Genomic DNA, 22,367 nt, shown 5'->3' with positions numbered 1-22,367 from the left:
ATGAGTAACGCTTTTTGATTGGGACACTAACTGTATAACTTCTAAATCTTAACTCAAAGTGCTCTGCCTTATACAGCAGGTGCACCGGCTGGATTTCTGGTATCGCTCAGGGAATGCTTCTAAACTATTTAATCAGGTAGCAGAATTGATTTTTCTGTCTGCAGGTCTGAAATACCACGACACCACCGTCAGGATTAGCAGTAGCAGGGAGGGAAAAGCTTCATTCAGGGAATCTCCCGCAGCCATGCGTGAGAATGTGGCTCCCGACATGGCAAAGAAAAAGCCTGCATAGGCCCATTCCTTTAGCAAAGGAAATTTAGGGATAAGCACTGCTACAACTCCTAAAATTTTCCATATACCCAGTAAGCTTAGCAGGTAGGGAGGATAGCCCAGTTTCGTAATGTTATCTGCTTCCTCTTCCATTTTCAGCAACTGTACTATTCCGGTAGATAGCATACCTAATGCAAGCCAGGCGGTAGCAACCCAATAGATGATTTTATTGCTCTTTGCCATGATATTTGGATTTGCTGACAACGTCCTGTAACCGATTATGGGCCATGTTAATGCCCTGTCCAAAGGGTAGTTTCAGCATCTGGTCTCTGTCTGCTACTGATTTGTACACGATATGCATGGTGAGTTTGCTGCTGTCGGCGGAGAGCTGTTCAAACTCCAGGAACTCCAGCTGTACGGGAAATGGCGTTTTTTCCATCTCAAATGTCCGGGTGATTTTCTGGTTTGGCACAAACTCATGAATGACCCCATTGAACCCGTGCTTGTTTCCTTTTGGATCGGTGGTTTCAAACTGCCAGCTGCCGTGCTTTTTACTCTCAAGTTTCAGCACTTTGGTACCCATCCATTGCTCAACAATTTCAGGCTCCACATAGGCTTTAAAAAGCAGTTCCAGGGGCAGCTCAAATTCCCTCGTAATTACTATTTCCTGCTTGCCCGCTTCGGCATTGACTTTTGTTTTTCGTTCCATATGCTGCTATTGTTTTGGTTTGTACTGCTTCATGATGCTCTCCAGTTTGTTAAACCTGTCGTCCCACATGTTGCGGAAGGGTTCAATGAAGTCTGCTATTTCCTTGATCTTCCCGGGATTTAAGTGATAGTATATTTCCCTGCCGCTCTGCTCCTGTGTAAGCAATTCGCACTCGGTGAGTATCTGCAGGTGCTTTGAAACGGTAGGCCTTGCGGTATCAAAGTTTGCGGCGATGGCCCCGGCCGTCAGGGATTGTGAGGCCAGCAGCAGCAGTATTGCTCTCCTGGTAGGGTCTGCTATGGCCTGAAATACATCTCGTCTTAAATTCATTATGTAGTTATATGGCTACTAATTTATGTGTAGCTATTTGGCTACACAAATTTTCCTGCAAATATTTTTGCAATCAGGAGAGGATTGTTTCTTGTTAAATCTTTGAGTGATGTAGTCAGCTGAAATGAAGTTGTTCCTGCAGATCAGGGAGTTGTCAGTGGGTGTTCTAGCAGATCTACCGCCAGGGGATTATCTAAAGTGAGAATTTACCCCCGGTTACTTCGTACACCAGTTTGTTGTTTTGGTAGGCCTTGAAGCTGAAAGTCCCGCTAGTATGAGGCATGGGATCGGCGGTCTGCTCCAGAATGTGCAGCACCCCCTCGTAGTCATAACTTTCCCATTCCTGCTCCCACAATGGTTCGTATGTATTGGCATTGGGGCTGCCCAGGTATTTTTCAAGCATCACCCGGTTGGTCGCATCTTCTTTGGCAAAATGATAGCTGCCCACTGGCATCTCTTTTATTTCACGGGCTGTAACGATAGAAATTCTGTAGCCATCATCAGAATAGGCAGTTCTGTTGGTGATTGAGGTGGTGCCTCTGCCGGTGTGTTTTACTGCATGGAAAGGAGCACTATTGATGTTGGCTTTTACTACCTCCGGCCAATAGGAGCAGGGATGTTCATACAGGTGCTGCAGCCTGACTTTCCCTTTTAGTGCTTTTGTGTTCAGCGGATTGTCCGCTTCATACAAAGTGCCGTCAAACTCAAAAGTCACGGATTTATCAAGTGGAGAATAGCTGTAGTCTCTGATAGAAAACACATTTGCAGCATTGTAATTTGCTGTTTTGTAGTGTTGGTTCTTATCTGCATAATCAACGAGCAGCATGCTGTTTATGTGACCGTCACGGGTAATATCCAGGCTGATGTGAAATGATGAATTGAATTTATTCGTCACTGCAGAGGCATTGATAAAGATCCTGCCACAATTTTCATTGGCCGACAAATCTTCATTTATGAAGGTGGTCGTTTTGCCATCAAACTCAACCTCCAGCAGCTGGCTAATGGCTGGTTCCTCTTTCTCGCAGCCGGCAAACAGTAGCAGAATGGCCAAAAAAAAGCTTGCAGTTAATTTCATAAGCTTAACCTGAAAAAATTTACAGACCTGTACAGGAGAACCGAAGCGGATAGCAGCGCGGATTCAGCATTGCACTGCCAATGCTGCGCTGGTCACTGCTTAGTTCAGGGTGTTAGTACTGGCTAAGGTAGTATTTGTTAGGATAAAAACAAATGATGCTTGCAAAGAGAGACTGTGCTTGTGTGCCAGCTGTTCTGCGGGCCTGCTGTGGTTACGGTTCGTTTACTATTTTAATATTTCCAGGATCTGTGCTTCCTCGGAATGCAGGAAAATTGCGAATTGCTACCACATTTTTTGGAGAAATATTCTGGTCGAACAGCAGAGTCAAGATGCAATCCGGGATTTATGTTCTTTATCAGCAGCAAAGGTAAGACAGGCATTGATCATGTCTTCGTTCAGCTCTTCGAAGTCAGAGATGATCTCTGATTTGGTTATACCATTTGAGAGCCAGTTGAGTACATCATATACCGTTATCCTGGTACCCTTTATAGTAGGCCTGCCAAATCTCTTGACAGCTCTTATTTCTGTGTAGTCCTGGTAATTCACATCCCAATGTACTCAAAAGTTGGTTGCCATGTTCCGGTTCAATGAACCATTACTTTGCTATAAACTTCGCAGGCCCTGTTAAGCTTGTTTGCTGTTTTTGTCATCTATCATCAACCATAAACCATGGGATGTCTAGTTTTCCATTCTTAAAATAAATCTTCACCTCTTCACCGACTTCCATTCTGTTATATAAGCTTTTATCAACCGTTACTTCGTCTATTTCATTTTTTCTGCCCCAGGGAGATAATTCAAAGTAGTAAGAGGTTGATTTTCCTGAACTCACGCGCTTGTTTAATATTTTAGCCTCATATTGTTCTGCCTGGGAATCATCATAATAGCAGTTAATATGAATGATTGTCCCAAGACTGTAAAAGAATAAGAACAAGCTAATGCTCAATAATGTGAAATAGTCCAATTTATTTTTGAAAGACAGCTCCTTTTGAATCAGAAAAACAAGGCCTACAAAAGTAAGTGTCAACAGGATGGTGCCTCCCCATACATTGTCGTATTCAAAAATATCGAAGTCAAGAAAAGCCCTTAGCATCAGGCCAAGCGATGGATATATCAGGCCATAGATCACTGAAGGGTAGGCACTGCCTTTCCTTTCGTCAATGCGTATAAGACCATCCGATAGCTTAACCGCTACCAATGCTATAACAGGAATTGCCATGGCGCTAAGAATAGCTAATTGATAAGGGGTAGGATAAAAGAAAGTCCAGGCAGCACTAAGGCCACCAGCCCAATTGATTATCTTAGCTGTTTTACGGGCTTTCTTTAGTTTTTCTTCTCTTATCTTGGTTGTCCAGCCCAGGTTCTGGTTGGTTAGTATTTCCTGCTCCTCTTCTTTGGCAGTTATCAGGTCTAAATCAGGAAACCTCTTTGAAAGCCAAAGGGTGATTTCGTGTGTTTTACTAACGTACTTGCTGATTTTAATCTTCTTTTTGTGCTTATCCTTCGGCTCAACAATGATGTACTGTTCATTTACCGTATAGCCTTTGATCTCGTGCAGTTTCAATTCCCGCTTCGAAAGAGTACTAATGGAAGCAATTTTTTCTTTGTCAATGATCAGCCTGCTTTTGTAAGCGTCTATCACGCCAACAATCATAAGTGCCATCATGCCAATCGAAACAGGAATGAAGATCCAGCTTATGTTGGGTGATGTAGTTCCTGCCTTGATGGGTAGTATCAAGAGCCAGCCAAATAGTGCAATCAAAAAAGGGGCAGTCAGATAAATAAATATTGCCCAGCCTTTGGCTATTTTATATTCTTTCATTGCTTGTACAGATGTTGTTAGGTACTGGTATTATCAAAGTGTTGAGTTTCACCTCCACTTTCCCATAGACCCAGGTAACAGATATTTTTTCTGTCCACCGACTCCCTTCCCCTTTTTTCGCCTCTGCCGATGTTTCATCCCGGTGCACCAGGTCCCAGCCTAATTTCTCAAATACTTTGATGGTAATGGGGATAAAGACCTTCTTGTTAAGAACAGTACGTGTCTCTTCTTCATACTTAGGTGTCCAACCAAAACTATGTTTTTTCCTGATGGACTTCTCATACAACTTTAACTCGGGAGTCATTTTTGTACTAATTGCAACCTTCGGTAAATAGCTTATTATTTGTTAGCGCTAACCTATCATTTGTTATACAGTTTTAAAAGCATGTTTTTACCATAACCTTACGCCTGCATTACAGAATTGCTGTAGGTATGCTCAATACAGCCAGACAGATCAATTTCACTTAAACAGGAGCAGGTACTTGTTCATCTCGGCCGCTATCTCTGTATAACAGCTCTTCATCCAAAATCTGTTACACATTTATTCTCAAAAGAATCACACTCAATATCCAAGGAATCATCAAGCGTGAATATATCCTTATATTTAAAAAACAACGCTTTCAGGTGAGCGGTCTTTACTGGATCTCTCCGACCATAGAATAAAAGAGGAATGGAGGCTGGAATATAACTGCCAACCCCTCACCGGGTCCAGAACTTCAAGCTAAGTCCAAAAACTAATACAGGTATAAGTATCTTCATTCAATACAGGCATGGAAGAAAAATCAAATAAATCCGTAAACAACGCTAAAAAAAATAGTGAACGCATAGTATCGTATACAGACAATAAGGATCTGCTAAAAACACCGTTGAACCAGGTGAAGGTACGGGAAACCCTAAGTATAGATGAACATTAAAATTTTTAAAAGGCCCCTGGAGGCTCCTGCCAGTAAAAACAGGCTGATCGCTGTCCTGGAACAAAGTCGGTTTGATTTATTACTGGACAACCTGCTGGCCGAGGGTGGCAATCTCTTTACCCTGCACCGGGAGGTAAACGGACAAACGATCGAAGTGATAGAAATCACCGCCCGCCGCCTGACAGTACCCTCCTCCATCTACGAGATCGATTATGATCCCAACAGTGAGGAAGACCAGACGCTGCACATTCTCAGTCAGCTGAATGCCATTCCTAACAGTGAAGATCCCGAGAATCCCCACATCATCCGCTTTTCCAAAGGAGGCCGCGTAAAAGCAGAAGGTGATCGACAGAACGATCCTAAAGGGAAAAATGGGGTGTTCAGCCTGCGGAACAAAAGGGGATGGCACATTACCACCGATCCGGAAAACCCGGTTTGTTTTTACACCACGGCGCCGGCAGTTCCCTATGGAGGCAACGTGAACAAGGGCAACTACTCCCACCGCCGCACCTGGTGGTTTCACCAGTGCGAAAATCTGCGGGTGAGCAATATCCGGGTAGAAGGCTCCAACTATACGGAAGGTCCGCTGCTAGGCAGCAGCCAGGAGCATACCCCCGGTTTCTGGCCCCTGGGTAAATCCAACCCCGAGGATCGGGCTGGTTTTCCGGCTTACGTGCCCTACTGGGAGCTGGAGCACGCTTTTGATCTGCGCGGCTGCAAAAACGTAGTACTGGAAAATGTAAGCACCTTTGGAACATGGGGAGATGGAGTCTACATCGGTGGCAAGCCAGCTTCCGAGAACATCCAGATCCTCAATTGCCATTTAAAATGGGCTGGCCGCCAGGGGATTGCCATGGCCAACCATTGCCGCAACGTTCTGATCGATGGGGTCAGGATCGACAATGCCAAACGTTCTGCCATTGATATGGAGCCGCACAGTGCTGATGGGGTTGTGCAGGGCGTGGAAATCAGAAATTCAGCCTTGTTTGGGTTTTTGAATGCAGTGGCTGCCGGCGGTCGCGGAGATGTAAGCGATGTCTACATTCACGACAATACCTACAGGGGCTCCACCCTGCGCTGCTACGGAAAAGAGGCCCTCCGCCGGAAGAACTGGCGCTGGATCAACAACCGTCGGGACAAAGGAGGGTATGGCAGTCCGCTGGGGGCAGCGATTTTCTCCTATGTAGACAATGTGCAGTACGAAGGCAACTACGATCCCATTTCTGAAACACAGAGCCGGATTGGGCTGGAGCTGAATGACTGCGGGGGCGAGATCGTTGTGGTCAACAACAACTTTGTAAACCCCTCCCGGATCGTAACCCGAAATACCGACCGCAGCAAAATGATGATTAAAGGGAATACCCCCATTTTCAATGAACTGGGTACCGTCGTTCCACAGGAGCCACTGGACTTATCCGGCTTTACGCCTGTTTACCTGATCAACGTGGGCAGTAGCAGTGCCTATACAGCTACCAACGGCAGGGTGTATGAGGCAGACCACTTTGTGAAAGGAGGCAGCGTGAGCGGGAAAACCGGCATCAACATTGCCAATACCAGCGAAGATGCCCTCTACCTGCAGTTTCGCCAGGGAGAAATGCAATACAAGCTCACGGGTCTGCAAAATGGCAATTACCTGCTGGTACTCTATTTCAGCGAACACTACCACACAGGTCCATACCAGCGTACCTTCCACATCAATGTGCAGGGAGAGCGCCGGGCAAGCGATTATGATATCTGGGGTAGGGCAGGTGCTTCTCACAGTCTGGTGCGGGAGGCTATTCCCGTGCGGGTGGAGAGGGGCCAGCTGCTGCTGGAACTAAGCACCGGCCTTTCGGACCAACCCCTGCTCAACGCAATAGAACTCTATAAACAATAAGCCTTGAAACAGCCATCTAATTTGTTTCTACCCATTACACGGGCAGCCCCTGGAGTTCGGGGGTGCTGCCTGTAGCTTTCTACCCCAGACCTGTGTACAACATAGTCTTTCCTGTCTTTGTAGCTCGTGGATCTCTTTTGGAAGCAGGCTATTTCTTTTACCAGTCTCTTGTGGCGATTAGCTCTTCTGTATCGGCCTCAAAGCCGTAAGCTTTTGCTATAAACTCAAAATCTGCTGCAATGCTTTCCCGTGCTGCAGTTTCTAACTCACTATCGTGCTCATCAAACTCTTCACCAAGGTCATTGAACCTGTCTGTTGCCGCATGAGTCAATGTATAAAGCTCTACCAGGCTTTGGGGCTGCTGGCTTTCAATTTGCAGACATAGCTCAACCAGGATAGCTTTTCCTTTGTCCACAAGAAAATCAGGAAAGTAATCGTCCTGGTACATATCTGACAGGAATTCATGATTTCTAAGCTGTTCATTCTTAATGGTGTTTTGGCTCATTTCTGTATTTGTTAATTGTTGTTGACTCTTCGGGTTGTAATTACAAGCCATCAGAGAAGCTGTAATAAAAGCCAGGATAGCTTTTTTCAATATTTGGTTTGTGTTTAACGGAAATAAAAATACCAGCGGCTAAGCTTAAGAGCCAATTCACTACCTGCTGAAGGGAAGATAATGAATAGCGGCTAAGTTTGCTACTCCTGTAAACCAGCCGTTGTTATTTTTTGGTGTTACCCACTATGTTAATTTTCTTTTGATTTAGCGCTACCATACTATTTTGGTCAGTAATTACTGGTAGTTCATGGCTTCCGTTTAACGCTGCCTATTCAAGTTCAATATCCATTCTTCGTAACACTTGTCCTGCATCCTGTAAATGTGCTTTACTGCTCCATCAAACCAAATGTTGAAAGCGCTGTATCAATATCCCTGTAATAGAAAGCTGCATACGCTTTCAAAACTAAGTTGTGGATCTACCTCTGCATGTTTGTTATATTATAACTTGTTGATGCGGATTTGAATAACGACTTTAAAAAAATCATCATTTTACAACCGTTGCTTCCAGTTCAATTTTCAGTGTTTCAAAAAGGCTTTTTACTTCCAGTAACGTGCTCGCCTGTTTGATCCCATGGCGGGCTACCCAGTCCTGAAAAACATCAAAGCATGTAAAAAGCTCTGCGGAGGAGGTCGTAAAGATGTTTAGCCGCACAATATTGCAACATTCGTAACCAGCTTCGCTGATCACCTGCTCTAAATTTTGGATGGCCTGAACTAACTGTGTTTTCATGTCCCCGGTACTTGACTGTCCATCAACATGCACCGCGGCCTGTCCTGAACAATAGAGGGTTCCCTCTACCTGTTTTACTTCAACCGCTTGTACATAACTGCGCTGATCCTGCCATTGCCAGGGGTTAATAGCTCGTTTTTCCATTATTCTATAATTTTTGTGAGCTGTAAATTTCGGAATAAGCCACCTTTTCCCTGCGTGACAAATATCACAATCTGATACAGCTGCGGATAAGACTATGCATAGAGCCTGCTAAGGGTTTCGCGCGATACCCCTAAATAGGAGGCAAGCAGCGTTTTAGGCACCCTTTGGATAAGGGAAGGATACCGCTGTAGGAGTTGTTCGTAACGCTCCTTTGCATTGGAAGTAAGAAATGACAGGATTCGCTGCTGGGACCCGATGTGACCGAAATTAGATTTGACAAGAAAAAAATGATTCATCTTCGGGAGCCTGGCACATAACTCCTGGTAATCTTCCAGCAAAATGCAAAAGACAGTGGTGTCTTCGAGACATTGCAGCGACATAGTAGCTTTCGTTTGCGTATAAAAGGCCAGAAAATCTGTTTCCCACCAGTCTTCCATCGCGAAGGAAACAATGTGCTGCTTTCCCGATTCGTCGTTGTGAACCAGCATTAAAAGCCCTGAAGCCACAAAGTATGCATAGTTTACACGCGCTCCTTTGTGAAAAAGGAAGTCCTGTTTTTTAAAAGTATCAATCTTAAAATGAGAAAACACATCTGCAAATTCGTCATCAGTAAGCGATACTAATCTTTCTATATGTTCGCGTAATTTCTCCTTCATGCAAAATAGAATTAAGATAATGTTTGAATTTTACTGCTGCGGCCGACTCTCTCTGCTCTTGACCCTAATGACATCCTGTTAAAAGTTAAATTGCCCCAAATAGGTGGAACAGATTCATACTGAGGGGAGGAGGGGCAGCATCTTATACTATCTTTGGCTCTGCTAATAAAAGTAAAATTTCAGCTCCTGCTTCAGAATTTTGTTTAGCTCCACGACATCCATGAAAGCAATAAAACAGAAATTTTACATGATGCAGATCAAACTACAAAGCAGGTGATGAATTTTTCTTGTTTGTCAGTATCCTCCACTGTTGTAAAAAATCTGAGATGCATCATTAAAACAAAGCTGGCTTTGTTGCCTGTTTTAGGTTTGATGATGGAATAAGAATAAGCTACAGCTACTATCGATCTTTTAATGCAGTACAGCGATCAAAAAATGGTAAACTATCAGGAAAGTTGGTCTCCTTATTTAAAGGCCCTTTATTGGGATAAAAAAGGAGATTGGGAAAAAGCCCACGATATTGTTCAGGACCTGGAAAGCCCGGAGGCATCCTGGATACATGCCTACCTTCATCGAAAAGAAGGTGACGAATGGAATGCAGGTTATTGGTACAGAAGAGCCGGAAAAAGTATTTACACAGGTCCTCTGGACCAGGAGTGGGAGGAGCTTTGGAAGCATTTCAATCCCTGATTTTTGCTGAATATAAAAACAAGGACTGGTTTCACTCCCTACTTGGCCAAAAGCTGCAGAAGCCAATAAAATTGCTACTAATAAAAAACATGCTTTACTTCCATGATGTAAAATATAGGGTTGTAACAATGCATCAAATTACACTCCCCTTTCATTTGATCTTCAACAATCTAGTTTTCCTTTCCATTAGTATCTATCAATCATTTCTGCGGATACACACCTACGTCCATCTTATGTAGCAAGGAAAACTTGCCGCCGCTTCTTGTTGGAAGCAAAAAATCTGTTATGTAGATCAATGTAAAGAGCTGTTATAGCTCTTGCATTGTGCTGTTGTTATGAACAGTTTTTTATTTTATTATTTCAAAAAGTCTTTTGGTTTCGTAGTCTTGCCATTTCAATTCGTCATTTTACCACACCTTTGTTACAATTTCAGCGGAAGTAGTTTTGTCAACTTCAGTTCTAAGAATATCAGATTCAGAGTCTGAAAATTCAATTTTTGTTTCAGAACAATTGTTTTCTACAATATGGCCAGGACATGCTTGTTTGGTTATAATTCGTTTTAATTATTTATTATCAACTTTAACTCTAAAATGATACTTTCCTACGTATATCGCTCGAGTAAGATGTGGGTCATTTATTTCTCCATCATTCCATCGAAAAAATGATGCTTTCTTCTTGAAAAGCTTTTTTTTTGATGATTTGGATTCCACAATGAATATCAGATTAAAGCGTTTTCCTTTTCTTTTTACTCTCTCGTAGTTGACGAACTTCTTTCCGGAAATATTGGCTTCTTTGATCAAAACGTAAAATCTTTCGGATTCACTTTCATTTAAAATTACTTTCCCTTGATCTACTCCGAAGCTTTTTGTCCTAATTTCTTGATTTAAATCAACCAACTCGATTGATACGTTTTCATTATTTATTGTGAAGGCTGTAAGAGTAATAATTACTAACCCAAGAAGAAAATAAGCTATGCGATTTTTCATTGTTTTTTGTTTTTTATGTAAAAAATGTCAATCGTTACGGTAAAAAAATAACAGTTTCTCTGATGTGGAAATGTAGTAAACGTTCGTCGAATAAAGGATGTGTCCTCCACAAGTATCTTTTAAAAAGTGCACAATGGTTGCTACTTGTGCAATGATGGCAGTGTTGCCTGAATTACCACTTTATTCTCAATCACCTGTTTGTTTGGATGGAGCTGGCTTTCCTTCACTAAATTCCTGTACCGCCTAAAATCTCTAGTACTTGTCCTTTCTCTGGTTGTCCATCTAGTATTGGCATTGCTTGAGAAATAAGTTCTCTCACACCTTCAACTTTCAATGAATTGTCATGGTCTTCTTTACTATCCCAAGCTTCTGTAATCCAAATAGAGTCTTTATCATTTTTATCTTTACTGATGATGTAAAGATGACAGCCTTTTGCTGTTGAAACTAATTTTGATGCTTCAAGAAGTATTGCGGCAAGTTTATCCACATTTCCTTCTTTCGCTTTTAATTTACCGTGAAGCCCATATTTATTCATCATAGCATACTAGGTTTATTTAAGATAGATTGTAGGTTTTAGCGAGCTATCAACATGTTTATAATAGCAGTAGTAGCTGTTTTATGAAGATATCAGCTAATACAGCTGATATTTTTCGAACATTGTTTTTAAGTTACCATTTGTTATAATCAATTCAAAGCCAGTGCTGGCAGTAGTTATCCCCCAGAAACGCCTCCGTCAGCAGGTGCTTTAGCTCACTGGTATTGGTGGGGTGTGGTTTACTCCTGATGGGCTACTGGAGAAGAGAGCACTGTATTAACTGCTTTGGCCTGTCATCATGTTCACCTTCTCCTCCAGGAGCAGGCTTATTTCCTTTGCCCGGTCAATGATCATAAAATGCTCACCATCCTGAATAGCGATCGTTTGACTATCTGCTGTATATGGGATCAGCTTGTCCCTGGTACCGTGAATTTTCACCAGGCCAGTAATTTTTTCCCTGTTTGTCCAGCTGGTAAGTTGGAGAATGGCCCATTTAGCAAAGGCAATGTCTGTACTACCCAGTATGGCACCCAGCAGTTCTTTATGTTCTGCTCCGAATAGCCAGTACATCAACGCCTTCGGCGGCTTCAACAGGAGGGGTGGCATATACCTGACCAGCCCCAGCTTTCCAATCAGGCGATAGGCTGGTCTTAGGCCATCTTTGGTCTCTGCAGAGGAGATCAGGATGGTCAGTTTCGGCTTTAGGATCTTGTTCAGCTCCACGGCAACCAGGCCACCGAAGCTAACACCAATCAGCATAAATTCCTCCTCCCGGATCTGTTCTGATAAACGAAGAACATAGCTTTGCATTGATTCACCAGGCATGGGCGGGATCCAGCGAATGGGAACAATAGGGTAGGAGAGCTCCAGGTGCTGGAAAACCCTTTCGTCTGCTCCTAATCCACTGATGCCGTAAATGGTCATTTCAATTCTTTAGCCCCTTCTTTTTGCGTTTCTTTTTTTCTTCAGGGTTCTCTTTCTTATTGATGCTAACTTCTTCTATCCCGTCTAGGGGAAGCCCTTCAGGTCCGAACATTCTTTTTGCAGCTGGTTGTATGTTAAAAAAAAGCTCTTTACAATCATCAGCGTCTTCAAATTGTATCCCTAAAATATCGTGGAAGTTACCGTTTTTGTCTCTTCCCGAGCCCATTGAGCAGACACTTTGCCTAAAAGCCAATTTTATGATCCACTGCCCATCTGCTGGAGATAATGTAAACCAGGAAGTCTCATAAGAAGTACCATCACCGGTTGAAAGAACGCTTAAAACTACTAAGTCAAACTTTTGGAAATGCAGATCTGCTTTACTTTTATCGCCAAGCTTGCTATAGACATAACTCATTTCCCTATGTCCCAGAATGCTGAAAGGGTTGTTGGTTAATAAAGTATCTAGTTTGCTTTTAGCTTTCTCGAATTCTTTTTTCTCATTTAGATCCCATATCTCACGCTCAAGGGAAATATCCTGATAAGGCCAGTATTTTGGGTTATCTGTGTACCCGATTTGCAGGGCTATCATTTCGTAATTGGTGAGTGTAGTATCTCCGTCTTCAAATCTTTTGAACAGTTTATCGTAAAAGATTTCACTGTTAGGGTCTTTCGTCAGCTTTAAGATTGAACCATAATCGTTTGTATAATCAAACGCAACCTTGTCCTGGCTGTAAGCCAAACCTGACATTAACAAGCTAAGCAAAAGGGTGATGGTAATGCTGTGTTTCATTCTTATATGTTTGCTACCCTATTCGGGTAATTGATCTCTGATAATGATTTAGCTCGAAAAAACTACTTTCCACAGCAACAGCCAAGTCGAGCTGAGAGGGGAGGAACGGTATAAAAGTCCACGCCAGCTGTAGCACTTTTTAAACACACGACAGGGGCTGGTTGTAGCCAATGGTTTCATTTGAATATTTTCAGTTGGCCATTTACTTTATCCAGATAACCAATCCCCCCTTCGGCATGCAGAAAAGCAAAGTGATTACCTTTCATTTTTTCCAGTTTTAAGATTACATCCACATACTCATGAAGCGATGAATCTTTTTGATAATCCTTTAAGCTGGCAGTGACTCTCCAGTTAGACGCTTTTGAAAGGTCTTTTGATAAATCACCTTCCCAAATTTGGTGTATATCTGTACCAGGGTAAATGTAAATCTTGTTCTCTTTTTTGTCTATTGCACCTGCACCAAATGTAAAAGGTCGCTTCAATGGATGGCCCTCAACCTGGTTTTTATTTGCCACCTTATATTCTGGCTGAAAGAAAATTTTTGATGACAGGTTTTGAACCTCAAGAATAGGTTCAAGCTTCCAGCAACAGCTGTAAAGTAGCAGGTATACTCCTTCCTCACCAGCTAAAATAGATGTAATGGCCAGAAGGTTAAAATCATAATTTTCAAGTTGAGGATAAAGGTATTGTTTACTTGGAGCATTGAAGACAACCAAATCGCCTCTCCAAGATGAAAGCTTAGCCAAATATTTTCATCTTTATCAACGGCAATTGCCTGTGGTAACAAATCAGGATGTTTAAGTTGCTTAGAATAGGAGCTATCCCTTTCGTAGCACGTTCCTGTTTTATAATCTACCATTCCAGAGTCTGTCCATAGGTAAATGTTTTCACCTACCGGAATAACTGCTTCTACCGCAAGAGTTGTTATACCCCATGTAGTCCAGACATTTTTGTTTGGGGCATAGCTTTTTATCTCGCCACCTTGTGTTACCACAATGATTTGATCCTCCTGAATGGAGCCAAATGCCTGAACATGGGTTTCAATTAATTGATAACCTTCTGAAACAGGGTTTATTTCTACAAGCTTGTTTTCAGTGTCTAAAGCAAAAATCTGCTCATCAACTACTGCAAAATCCTTGTACTCAAGGTATTTGGAATGGATTTCCTTGTAAGGAGGTTGTTTAGCATGACAGCCTATTACTACTATCAAAACAAGAAGTTCACTTATCCATCTCATTAAAAATTACCTTAGGTCTAGTCTTAGTAGTGCTCAACATCTTGATAGCAGCGGTTTAAGTAGCTGCTTTACATATATTTCAGTTACCGTATTTCATCAGTTTATTTTTCAGGGCTTCTCCGGTAATTGTTGCCAATACTATGTTCTCCTGCTCATTTTCTCCTATGGTTATTTCTTTTTCTCCATAGGTCAAACTGCTGCCTTCATAACCTATAGCCACTATTATTGCTTTTTCTCCTTTAGGGAGCTTATTATATCCTTCTGTGTTCCTGGTAAACCTGTATTCATTGGCTTGCTGCTCTGAGCCTGCCAGTATGATGTTTCTATCTTTAAAGATCAGGTTAATGATGGGGGCCGCTGCATTTGTTTTAGCAAGCAGTTTTACAGGAACAGCCTTAGGGTCTTCATAAAAGTAGTCTACGTTTATCCATCCAAAATTCATGGCATCATAAGCCATGAAGGCTGTATTCAGATCCTTTACTTTCGAGGCATCTATCAATTTAGTGGTATCAACCCTGGTGAATTTCTGGCTTGCAAAATACTTGTACTGTTCAATATGTAAATGGCCCCAGTACTGGGCATTTTCTATCAGCCACTTACGGGCCTTCCACTGTTCCTTGGTAACAGCTTGTCCATTTACTTTCGGGGGCGGGTTGTTCAAATAATAGGAAACTTCCTCTATAGAATCCTTGATGAAATGCTCAATTACCAGTTCATCAATTTCCCATAAGTTCTTCTCCAGGTTATTGATGTAAATCTCTAAAACCTCGTTCCAGCAAGTTGTATGATATCTTTCTGCAAACTCTTTAGTAGCCAGCAGAGTATTTTCATAGTCAGTTAGCTTTCCGTAATAGTTGTAATACTTATCGGTTAGCGTATCAGTGGTGATGCCATAATGATTTGAGCATTCTGTTGGAAACCTGTTTTCACTGATAAATCGTATCGGATAGGGAATAAGGGTTTTTGCAGGTTCTTCAATTTTATCCCAGTTGATCAGTCCGGCCTCCTCCCGGTTGCCCAGGAAGATCTTAGCATTCTTATTTAGTTCATCCTGGGGGATTTCAATTCTGATGGATTTATCATTAGCAATCTTCAGGCTATTCCCGTTTCTATCAGTCGCGGCTAAATAAATCATTCCTTTGGTTTCCAGAATGCTTTCATGGTGTACCGTCTGAAGATTTGACAGTACATAATCCGCCATGCTGAAATTTTCTTTTAGCTGTATAGAAACCGTACCCGTAACAGCATTACCAAGTTGGTCAACAATGGCATTTTTGGGGATGATAATGGTTGTGCCTTTCTCGCCAACAATTGTATTGGGCGCTGCGGGATTGATTTCAAAGAGTTGCTTTTGGGGAGCGATGGCGATTAGTGAATCCTTTAGCCCCAGGGGGATAGTACCCCATTCCTGATCGGGTATGGCTGATTTTCCTTCTTTTCCCTCATTGGCTGTACAACTGCTAAGGGCAAGAAATAGGAGGGAAGCAATGGTTAGTTTGTTCATTGAAGGGCGTGTTTAATGCGTTGTGCAATCTAACGGAGTGACCATAGTTTCTACTTCGAATCAATTAGCAACACACCATTCATGGCGCGAACACCATAAATAGCATAGGCTGTTTTTTTCACGAGCAGGTTAATTTCACCAATTCCTTCCTCACCCAGTGCATTGATCCTTTCCACAATCTCCTCCCCACGCAGCGGAATCCCGTTGAGCACCAACAGGGGGTTGCTGTTGATCTTCCCTTGGCTTTCTAGTTCCTGTATCTTTTCTAAAAGCAGGCTATTGTTTAAGCCCTCGTAGTACTTCTGGCTAAGTGTTTCATCGATCAGAGGTGTGATCAGCAGCGCACCGTGCTCCCCATCTTTACCATATAATCGCACAGCCTCTTCCTTGGGTAAGGCTTTGATTTCTTTTATCTCTCCAGATTTCAATGGGTTTAGCAGTTCGAATTCCTCCCTGCTGATTCTTCTCCCATTCAGTAAGATGAGGGCATTTTCATCAAAACTTGAGGGCAGACTCTTTTCGTTAATCTTGCCGGTTAGGCTTTCACCTTGAACTGCAGCAGACGCTTGCTGGTTTGTGTCGGAGCTAATGGAGTTTGACAGCTGCTTTTTAACGCATGAGCTAAAGCAGGCAATGATGAAGAGGGAGAGGATAATTTGTTTCATTAAAGAGAAGATAGAATAGATTAAACTGCTTTCAACAGATACGCTACACAGGAAAGTTGCTTTAGAATTTCTTTTTAGCGTTATGCAGGTTAGCGGGTGGTGTAGCGCTGATAACGACACCTACTTTTTTATCAATAGTACCGTACTTACTTTCCAGTTCAGCCTGATTGATGATGGTAATCTTCTTCAATCTCTTTTTATTGATGGTGGACAGGTCTCCCTCAAAATCATTCACCAACACATTATCGTTTAGGATATACTGTATATCATCCTCATTCACCTCATCGATTACTTCGTTATATTCCTTAGAAACAGAAGAGAAGAAAGTTCTGTATTTTTCTCTGGCGTAGCTCTTTGTTACAATGACTACGGCCCCATCTTTAGCTTTATCACCAAATATAGCTGTAGCATTCCTACCATAGATTGTTTCCACAGAAGCAATGTCTTTCGCGTCATAGTTCTGTACTTCAGCAGGAGAGGCTAATGCCTTATCATCTATCTGCATATGTGGATTAGGCCCCAGCTTTTCTATAGCCTGATCAGGCGCAAGCGTAGAGGTTTTACAGGCACTTGTTATTAATAATAGGAGGAATAGTGCTTTTTTCATTGGTTGAAAGGAGAAATTATACGTTTCTCAAAAGCTGTGTATGCTTAGGTACTTCTTACTGCTTTGTTAGTAATTAGTAGGAACGAGCTACAAGCTCGCACTAGCGGGGAGAATTTACTACAGTAAAACTTGTATTTTTCTAAATAAATATTCTACACCTCTTTTTGAGAGTTATGATATGCTTATTTAAATAATATTTTCAATATATTTTTCATTATTGAGATCTATGTCCCAGAGTTCCTTTATCCGAGATAATTCTTCATCTGTAATCAACTTTAAGCCAGATATATTCTCTGCCTCTGTTAACTTATGAAGTATCAACTTCCTGCCTTCAATAGTAATGGGACCCAATCCATTTTGTCCATTGCGTCTTTGTGTGCATCTGTATAAAACATTATCTCGGAACTCTGCTAGCCAATTTCTAAACTTATGTAGTTCCTCAAGTTCATTATATCCGTTCTCAATCATATGTGAAATGGATTTATCTTTTCTTACAACTGTGCAAACCCAGCATCCAAAGCGGCTACTTCCACATGACTTACCCGGAAGTTCCCTATATACAGGGCATTCTGAACCTGCATCTTTGTATAAAGCACCTAGTATTGTATGATCAATACTGTATGGAAACTCATTGAATTTTATCGTTGACCAAACATCTTTGATATTATGGTTTATTATAGGGCTAAAAATAAGTCTATTATTGGAGCCGCTTTGTTTCAAATAGTATTCAGTGCTAGTTCTATGCTTAGTTATAGTCCTATCTCTTTGTTCACTTTCACCTTTCCTAATACCTAGTAATATTATAGCATTTGAATTTTTATTGATGATAGTTTTGATTGGGTTGATCCTCAACTTATCGGTGCACCACCTAAAAATATTGGTTGGAGAAGGATAACCTCGCCCTATTACCTTTACAAAGAATCTATCATCAAGTTTTGGAACAGCAACTTCAAATATAATCGGAAGGTTAAGTGCATTGCATTCTACTCGTAACCGGTTTATTGTCGAATATACATAAGTAGTAATGATGGGGTTTTCAACTCCGGTATCACAATACAGAACATTGATTAATTTGTGAGGCTTGTTAAGCTGGGATAAAGCTATTATTAACAGTTTAAGTAGTGCTGATGAATCTTTTCCACCACTGAATCCAACAAACCAAGGAACATCATCTTTTATATATTCCTGCTTTATTACTTCAATAGCATCAGAATCTTTCGCTAAAATTGGGGTTAAGCAGCTAGTGCAAAATTTCATCGAATTTGTTTTTTACTTTTAACGAAAGGTTCTTGTCATGTACAATTGGATTCAATTGTTTATTAGATAAACGAATGTGTTTTATCACTGAAATTATATGGAGTGCAAGAGAAATGATCGCTGCGAATAAAAATATTTTTCTTAAGAGTATGACATCGATTAATTGCGGGAAATATGCATACAAAAAATAGAATGTCATATTTATTAAGAATGAATCGGCTGTAGAGGTCCAAAAAATACCATTAAATCTAACATTTTCTCCCTTTCTTTTTAAAGACTCATCATTATCAATTATATGATAAAAAACTGTCATATAATTATCCTTAAAAACTAAACTTTTCTTTTCGTTTTTTGAAACTTCTCTGTCATATGCTTTTATCAATTTATTTAGTATATTATTTGTGATGAAATAATGTGATGGTTTAGTTATGAGTCTCTGTATGTCAAGTTGATAATAAATCGCTCCTAATAGTACCGAAAGGTATGTGGCATAAGTTACGTTTAGTCCACTCAAATCATAGGCTTCTGCAAAATAGTGATAGTATATAGGATAACCCCCTAGTAAAATCATAACACCCGGAATAAAAATTCTTAGATACTTGAGTGTTTTTTGTTCCATGGTTTAGCTACTAACTACTTTATATCAACTGGTTAGTCTGATTGTATCCAAGTATCATGGATATCACTGCTGGTGCTGTTGAAATGCTTTTATAATTGCTGTAGCTAACATACCATTTGTTAAACAGAACTCAAAGCGCAATTTTACCAAATATCTCACCCCAGCAACCCCAGCAACTCCTCCCTGGTCAAACTCTTCAGCCCACCCGTATCTGCCTTCACCAGATCACAGGCCAGGACAGCTTTGCTTTCCTGCAGGAGCATCATTTTCTCTTCGATGGTATCGGGGGTCACTAACCTTACTGCTACTACTTTCTTTTGCTGGCCAATGCGGTGGCTGCGGTCTATGGCCTGGGCCTCTACGGCAGGGTTCCGCCGGGGGTCTACCAGGTACACATAATCGGCTTCGGTGAGGGGGTGGTGGCGCAGGCTTTGAGGTGTGTAAGGCGAGCGGTTTGTATACTGTCGCCTTACACGCCCCTCCTTATTCTTTGATAAAACGGACGATATGCTTCTGGCTAGCTGATTCCGTCACCAGTAAATATATTCCGGGACTTAAATCGCCAACATAGACACGATCGGTCCGGGGCAGACTGATGATGGACTGCCCTATGAGGTTGTATATTTTTATGCTTTGAAACTGATGTTGCCCCCCTTCAATATTGATAAAATCTGATGCGGGATTCGGATACAGGGTCAGTAGTTCATTTGTGTCAGGTTCATCTATACCGGTAACCTTGCTTTCGCCTTTCCAAAGCTGACGACCAGCTGCATCCACTGATTCAGCTATAAAATACAGCTCGTTATTCACAAACATATAGTTAGAGGGCCTTGTGCCAGTACTACCAGCATTCAGGTCGTAAAGCAGCTGGGTGGTGGCGGCGGTTCCCCTGGAAACCCAGACTTCCTGGCCTCCTTCAGGCGTATAGGCAGTAAAGTACAGGTGTTCTCTATTGCTGTGCAGGTGCTGTGGAAAAGAGCCTGTGGCACCTTCATGTATGTCCATGACTATAGCTGTTCCTTCAGCAGTGCCATCTGTTTTCCATAGTTCAGTGCCGTGGGAGGCATCATAAGCAGAGAAGAATAATACTCCATTTAACAAAGTAAAATCAGCTCTGTTGTAGTATAGTGATGGTGCAGTTTTTATAGCTGCAATCTTGTAAGTTTCCTCTGCAGTGCCATCTGTTCGCCATAAGGCACTACCGGTTTTGTCTGTTGCTGTAAAAATGAGCAAATCCTCATAAGCGTACAGGTTGGTAGGAGAGATAAAACTAGCCTCCCCTGAATCCTTAAACGGTTTTGTTCCTGCTTCACTGCCATCACTGATCCAAAGTTCTCTTTCTAAGCCATAATCTTCAGCAGCTGAAAAGAATAGTTTTCCATTCATAGCTGTTAAATGATCTATCGCAAAAAAATCTTTGACAGGGGTGGTACCTTCTGTTGTGCCATCGCTCGTCCAGAGCATGTCCCCCTTAAATCCATCAGCAGTAAAATAGATAGCATCATCAGAAGCAACACTTTTCCAAAAATGGATGATTCCCGGCCATGGATACTTTCCCAAGTCTTTAATTGACGCTACAGTTATTCCATCAGTTGCATATAGGTGGGTATGATAGTCGGTATTGGCTATAAAGTATAGCTTATCCTTCAGAGGCATGAAAAGATATGGTTCGGATGAGGCAGTTCCTGGGAAAAGATCCTGCAGGAGTAGGGTGCCTGCAGGAGTACCGTCTGTGCGCCAAAGTTCTCTGCCATGTTCTTTAGAGTTAGCTACAAAAAACAGTTGGTCCTTAAATTTAAAAAAGTCTGAGGGTAAAGCGCTTTTTTCTCCTTCCAGAATATCTTTAAGCAAATAATAATCATCATTAGAAGTATCATAAACCCATAGTTCCGAGCCGCTATGGCCATCATATGCCCTGAAAATTATTTTATCCCCTAGAACAGCTACTTCTGAAAAATCAGAAGTATGATCCATAAAGCCATATTTGGTGGTGTTGATGTTGGCAAGCAGTTCCAGCTTTGAGAAATGGCCATCTGTTTTCCAGAGTTCTTCTCCGGTCTCATCATTGTGGCCTTCAAAATAAACGTGTTCGTTAAATACCTTAATTTCCCACAAGTTATCCAACTCATTGCTTTTTACAGTATTTTCTGGTGTCAAATCAGAAAACCAGCTCTCTGAACGTGGGGTGGTACTCGAAGTAGTAAGTGCTATGTGAAAATAGTCATCCGCTGTTTTGGTAATGACATTCCCCTTGAAGGAAGTGTAGGGGGAAGGGGGGATTGATTCTGTATCAAATTGCTTTACTTCGGTAAGGTCATAATTCTCCAGATCCATTTTCAGGAGTGCTGTACTTCCTTCTGTACTCTTGCCGGTAAAAACTAAATGCCTGCCATCGGTGCTGATATTTGAAGGCATAAAGAAGCTGGAGCTATGTTCATCGTAGATCTTTTTCGTTCCTTCTGTTGTGCCATCTGATTCCCAGATAAAAAAGTGATTGTTCTCCCGTTCAAAAAATGAAAAGTACAGTTTATTATTCACCAGTGCCACATCGGCAAAATTAATGAGTGCATAGCTGCCCTCATGAACTGCTTTTACAGAAATTACACTCTTCTTGTCAGGGCTTGTTTTCACAATACCAACGTTTACCGGATCAGAAAAGATGTCGCTGCTTTTTGCTACGAAGTACAGATCTCCCTTGTATTCGATATATTGTGTTAAGCCTGTGGTGCCTGCTGGAGTTGCTCCATTACCATCTACTCCTTCTGTGATAGGGTATGTGCCGGCTTCAGTGCCATCACTTCTCCATACCCTGGAATAATTTTTTTCATTTGGCTGAAAGGTAAACAGGAGGTGTCCATCCGCTTCTCCAAGAAATGAAGGACCATTCCAGTAATCAATGCCCCCTTTTACTAATTGTGTGCCCTGGCGGGTTCCATCACTTTTCCAAACCTGTAAACCATCATTTTCCATTACCAGAAAGTAGAGATAATCACCTGCTACGGCTAGTTTAAGATAATTCAGTATTGGCTGATCTGTTATTCGATGTGTTCCTTCCGGAGTGCCGTCTGTTGCCCAGATCTGATTTCCGTGTTCGCCATCATTGGCTATAAAATATAATTTGTCATTCAGGATGGCATACCCCTGCTCCAAATTTGAATCAAGGCCGCTTTCCCATCCCGGATAGATATCTTTCAGCAATCTGGTGTTCGCTGCGGTGCCATCGCTCACCCACAATTCTCTGCCTTCGGTAGTGGTGCCGGCAATGAAAAAGAGCATGTTGTTTAGCTCGATAAATTTCATCGGACGGGAACCTTTATCGCCTGCCTGTGATGTGATATTGGTGAGTTGTGTTTGTGCGTTCAGACCAAATGCTATGAAGTAAAGGAGGAAGAGAAAGGGTAAAGCTTTTTGCATTACTAGTTTATAAATTTGGTTTTAGAAGTGTATTCTGCAGCTTTTGTTCTAATAAATAGT

Annotated in this window: 25 protein-coding genes; 2 read left to right on the top strand and 23 right to left on the bottom strand. The window is 41.7% G+C overall.

All coding sequences use genetic code 11. From position 1 onward, the window contains the following. Positions 1-132: 132 nt before the first annotated feature. From KWJ01_RS19500 to KWJ01_RS19470, 7 genes are all read right to left on the bottom strand, one after another. On the bottom strand, positions 133-513 hold the full coding sequence (locus KWJ01_RS19500) for a DoxX family protein (protein WP_224998760.1): 381 nt from the start codon (positions 511-513) through the stop codon (positions 133-135). Further along, complete coding sequence (locus tag KWJ01_RS19495) at positions 497-979, bottom strand: SRPBCC domain-containing protein (RefSeq protein ID WP_224998759.1); 483 nt, start codon at positions 977-979, stop codon at positions 497-499. The genes KWJ01_RS19500 and KWJ01_RS19495 overlap by 17 nt, the downstream gene beginning before the upstream one ends. Before the next feature lie 6 nt (positions 980-985). Further along, a complete protein-coding gene (locus KWJ01_RS19490) occupies positions 986-1,309 on the bottom strand; it encodes a helix-turn-helix transcriptional regulator (protein ID WP_224998758.1) in 324 nt (107 codons plus the stop codon). A gap of 193 nt (positions 1,310-1,502) precedes the next feature. Then, positions 1,503-2,384, bottom strand: a complete 882-nt coding sequence (locus KWJ01_RS19485; protein WP_224998757.1) for a hypothetical protein — start codon at positions 2,382-2,384, stop codon at positions 1,503-1,505. Between the two features lie 324 nt (positions 2,385-2,708). After that, entirely contained in the window at positions 2,709-2,930 is a 222-nt protein-coding gene (locus KWJ01_RS19480; RefSeq protein WP_224998755.1) for a DUF433 domain-containing protein, read from the bottom strand. A gap of 100 nt (positions 2,931-3,030) precedes the next feature. Next, on the bottom strand, positions 3,031-4,203 hold the full coding sequence (locus KWJ01_RS19475) for a hypothetical protein (protein ID WP_224998754.1): 1,173 nt from the start codon (positions 4,201-4,203) through the stop codon (positions 3,031-3,033). Next, the gene (locus KWJ01_RS19470; protein WP_224998752.1) at positions 4,190-4,507 is read right to left on the bottom strand and encodes a hypothetical protein; all 318 of its coding nucleotides are present in this window, start codon (positions 4,505-4,507) and stop codon (positions 4,190-4,192) included. Before KWJ01_RS19470 ends, KWJ01_RS19475 begins: the two co-directional genes overlap by 14 nt. 599 nt (positions 4,508-5,106) lie before the next feature. Between KWJ01_RS19470 and KWJ01_RS19465 the strand changes: the two genes are divergently transcribed. Then, positions 5,107-6,993, top strand: a complete 1,887-nt coding sequence (locus KWJ01_RS19465; protein ID WP_224998750.1) for a malectin domain-containing carbohydrate-binding protein — start codon at positions 5,107-5,109, stop codon at positions 6,991-6,993. Between the two features lie 157 nt (positions 6,994-7,150). Here the strand turns inward: KWJ01_RS19465 and KWJ01_RS19460 are convergent, their stop codons facing one another. The 3 genes from KWJ01_RS19460 to KWJ01_RS19450 all read right to left on the bottom strand — a co-directional run bounded on the left by KWJ01_RS19460 (position 7,151) and on the right by KWJ01_RS19450 (position 9,079). Then, the gene (locus tag KWJ01_RS19460; protein WP_224998748.1) at positions 7,151-7,498 is read right to left on the bottom strand and encodes a DUF5713 family protein; all 348 of its coding nucleotides are present in this window, start codon (positions 7,496-7,498) and stop codon (positions 7,151-7,153) included. A 535-nt stretch (positions 7,499-8,033) separates the two neighbouring features. Further along, positions 8,034-8,423, bottom strand: a complete 390-nt coding sequence (locus KWJ01_RS19455) for a RidA family protein (RefSeq protein WP_224998746.1) — start codon at positions 8,421-8,423, stop codon at positions 8,034-8,036. Between the two features lie 92 nt (positions 8,424-8,515). Further along, positions 8,516-9,079: a Crp/Fnr family transcriptional regulator gene (locus KWJ01_RS19450; RefSeq protein ID WP_224998744.1), complete on the bottom strand. Its 564-nt coding sequence runs from the start codon at positions 9,077-9,079 to the stop codon at positions 8,516-8,518. A 435-nt stretch (positions 9,080-9,514) separates the two neighbouring features. Between KWJ01_RS19450 and KWJ01_RS19445 the strand changes: the two genes are divergently transcribed. Beyond that, positions 9,515-9,769: a hypothetical protein gene (locus tag KWJ01_RS19445; protein WP_224998743.1), complete on the top strand. Its 255-nt coding sequence runs from the start codon at positions 9,515-9,517 to the stop codon at positions 9,767-9,769. Between the two features lie 563 nt (positions 9,770-10,332). Here KWJ01_RS19445 and KWJ01_RS19440 read toward each other — a convergent pair. The 13 genes from KWJ01_RS19440 to KWJ01_RS19380 all read right to left on the bottom strand — a co-directional run bounded on the left by KWJ01_RS19440 (position 10,333) and on the right by KWJ01_RS19380 (position 22,307). After that, a complete protein-coding gene (locus KWJ01_RS19440; protein ID WP_224998741.1) occupies positions 10,333-10,755 on the bottom strand; it encodes a hypothetical protein in 423 nt (140 codons plus the stop codon). A gap of 226 nt (positions 10,756-10,981) precedes the next feature. Next, positions 10,982-11,293: a putative quinol monooxygenase gene (locus KWJ01_RS19435; protein WP_224998739.1), complete on the bottom strand. Its 312-nt coding sequence runs from the start codon at positions 11,291-11,293 to the stop codon at positions 10,982-10,984. Between the two features lie 273 nt (positions 11,294-11,566). Beyond that, positions 11,567-12,214 carry an alpha/beta hydrolase gene (locus KWJ01_RS19430; protein ID WP_224998738.1) on the bottom strand — a complete coding sequence of 216 codons (648 nt, stop codon included), beginning with the start codon at positions 12,212-12,214 and terminating at the stop codon, positions 11,567-11,569. A gap of 1 nt (position 12,215) precedes the next feature. Beyond that, positions 12,216-13,004: a DUF4919 domain-containing protein gene (locus KWJ01_RS19425; protein WP_224998736.1), complete on the bottom strand. Its 789-nt coding sequence runs from the start codon at positions 13,002-13,004 to the stop codon at positions 12,216-12,218. A 176-nt stretch (positions 13,005-13,180) separates the two neighbouring features. Continuing rightward, the gene (locus tag KWJ01_RS19420; RefSeq protein ID WP_224998735.1) at positions 13,181-13,519 is read right to left on the bottom strand and encodes a hypothetical protein; all 339 of its coding nucleotides are present in this window, start codon (positions 13,517-13,519) and stop codon (positions 13,181-13,183) included. 110 nt (positions 13,520-13,629) lie between these two features. Further along, positions 13,630-14,241 carry a hypothetical protein gene (locus tag KWJ01_RS19415; protein WP_224998734.1) on the bottom strand — a complete coding sequence of 204 codons (612 nt, stop codon included), beginning with the start codon at positions 14,239-14,241 and terminating at the stop codon, positions 13,630-13,632. Positions 14,242-14,320: 79 nt separating this feature from the next. After that, complete coding sequence (locus tag KWJ01_RS19410; protein WP_224998733.1) at positions 14,321-15,745, bottom strand: hypothetical protein; 1,425 nt, start codon at positions 15,743-15,745, stop codon at positions 14,321-14,323. Positions 15,746-15,795: 50 nt separating this feature from the next. Beyond that, positions 15,796-16,410, bottom strand: coding sequence for a hypothetical protein (locus tag KWJ01_RS19405; RefSeq protein WP_224998732.1), 615 nt, complete (start codon positions 16,408-16,410; stop codon positions 15,796-15,798). Positions 16,411-16,471: 61 nt separating this feature from the next. After that, positions 16,472-17,017, bottom strand: a complete 546-nt coding sequence (locus tag KWJ01_RS19400) for a hypothetical protein (protein ID WP_224998731.1) — start codon at positions 17,015-17,017, stop codon at positions 16,472-16,474. Positions 17,018-17,203: 186 nt separating this feature from the next. Continuing rightward, a complete protein-coding gene (locus KWJ01_RS19395; protein ID WP_224998730.1) occupies positions 17,204-18,274 on the bottom strand; it encodes a phosphoadenosine phosphosulfate reductase family protein in 1,071 nt (356 codons plus the stop codon). Beyond that, positions 18,258-18,893: a hypothetical protein gene (locus tag KWJ01_RS19390; protein WP_224998729.1), complete on the bottom strand. Its 636-nt coding sequence runs from the start codon at positions 18,891-18,893 to the stop codon at positions 18,258-18,260. The genes KWJ01_RS19395 and KWJ01_RS19390 overlap by 17 nt, the downstream gene beginning before the upstream one ends. A 155-nt stretch (positions 18,894-19,048) precedes the next feature. Beyond that, positions 19,049-19,288, bottom strand: a complete 240-nt coding sequence (locus tag KWJ01_RS19385; protein ID WP_224998728.1) for a DEAD/DEAH box helicase — start codon at positions 19,286-19,288, stop codon at positions 19,049-19,051. A gap of 88 nt (positions 19,289-19,376) precedes the next feature. Next, on the bottom strand, positions 19,377-22,307 hold the full coding sequence (locus tag KWJ01_RS19380; RefSeq protein ID WP_224998726.1) for an ELWxxDGT repeat protein: 2,931 nt from the start codon (positions 22,305-22,307) through the stop codon (positions 19,377-19,379). Between the last annotated feature and the right edge of the window lie 60 nt (positions 22,308-22,367).

This window comes from Cesiribacter sp. SM1, from assembly GCF_020178975.1.
In the GTDB taxonomy this organism is placed as follows: domain Bacteria; phylum Bacteroidota; class Bacteroidia; order Cytophagales; family Cyclobacteriaceae; genus Cesiribacter.
Note: the sequence above shows the minus strand (reverse complement) of the source record. Positions and strands in the feature narration are given on the sequence as shown.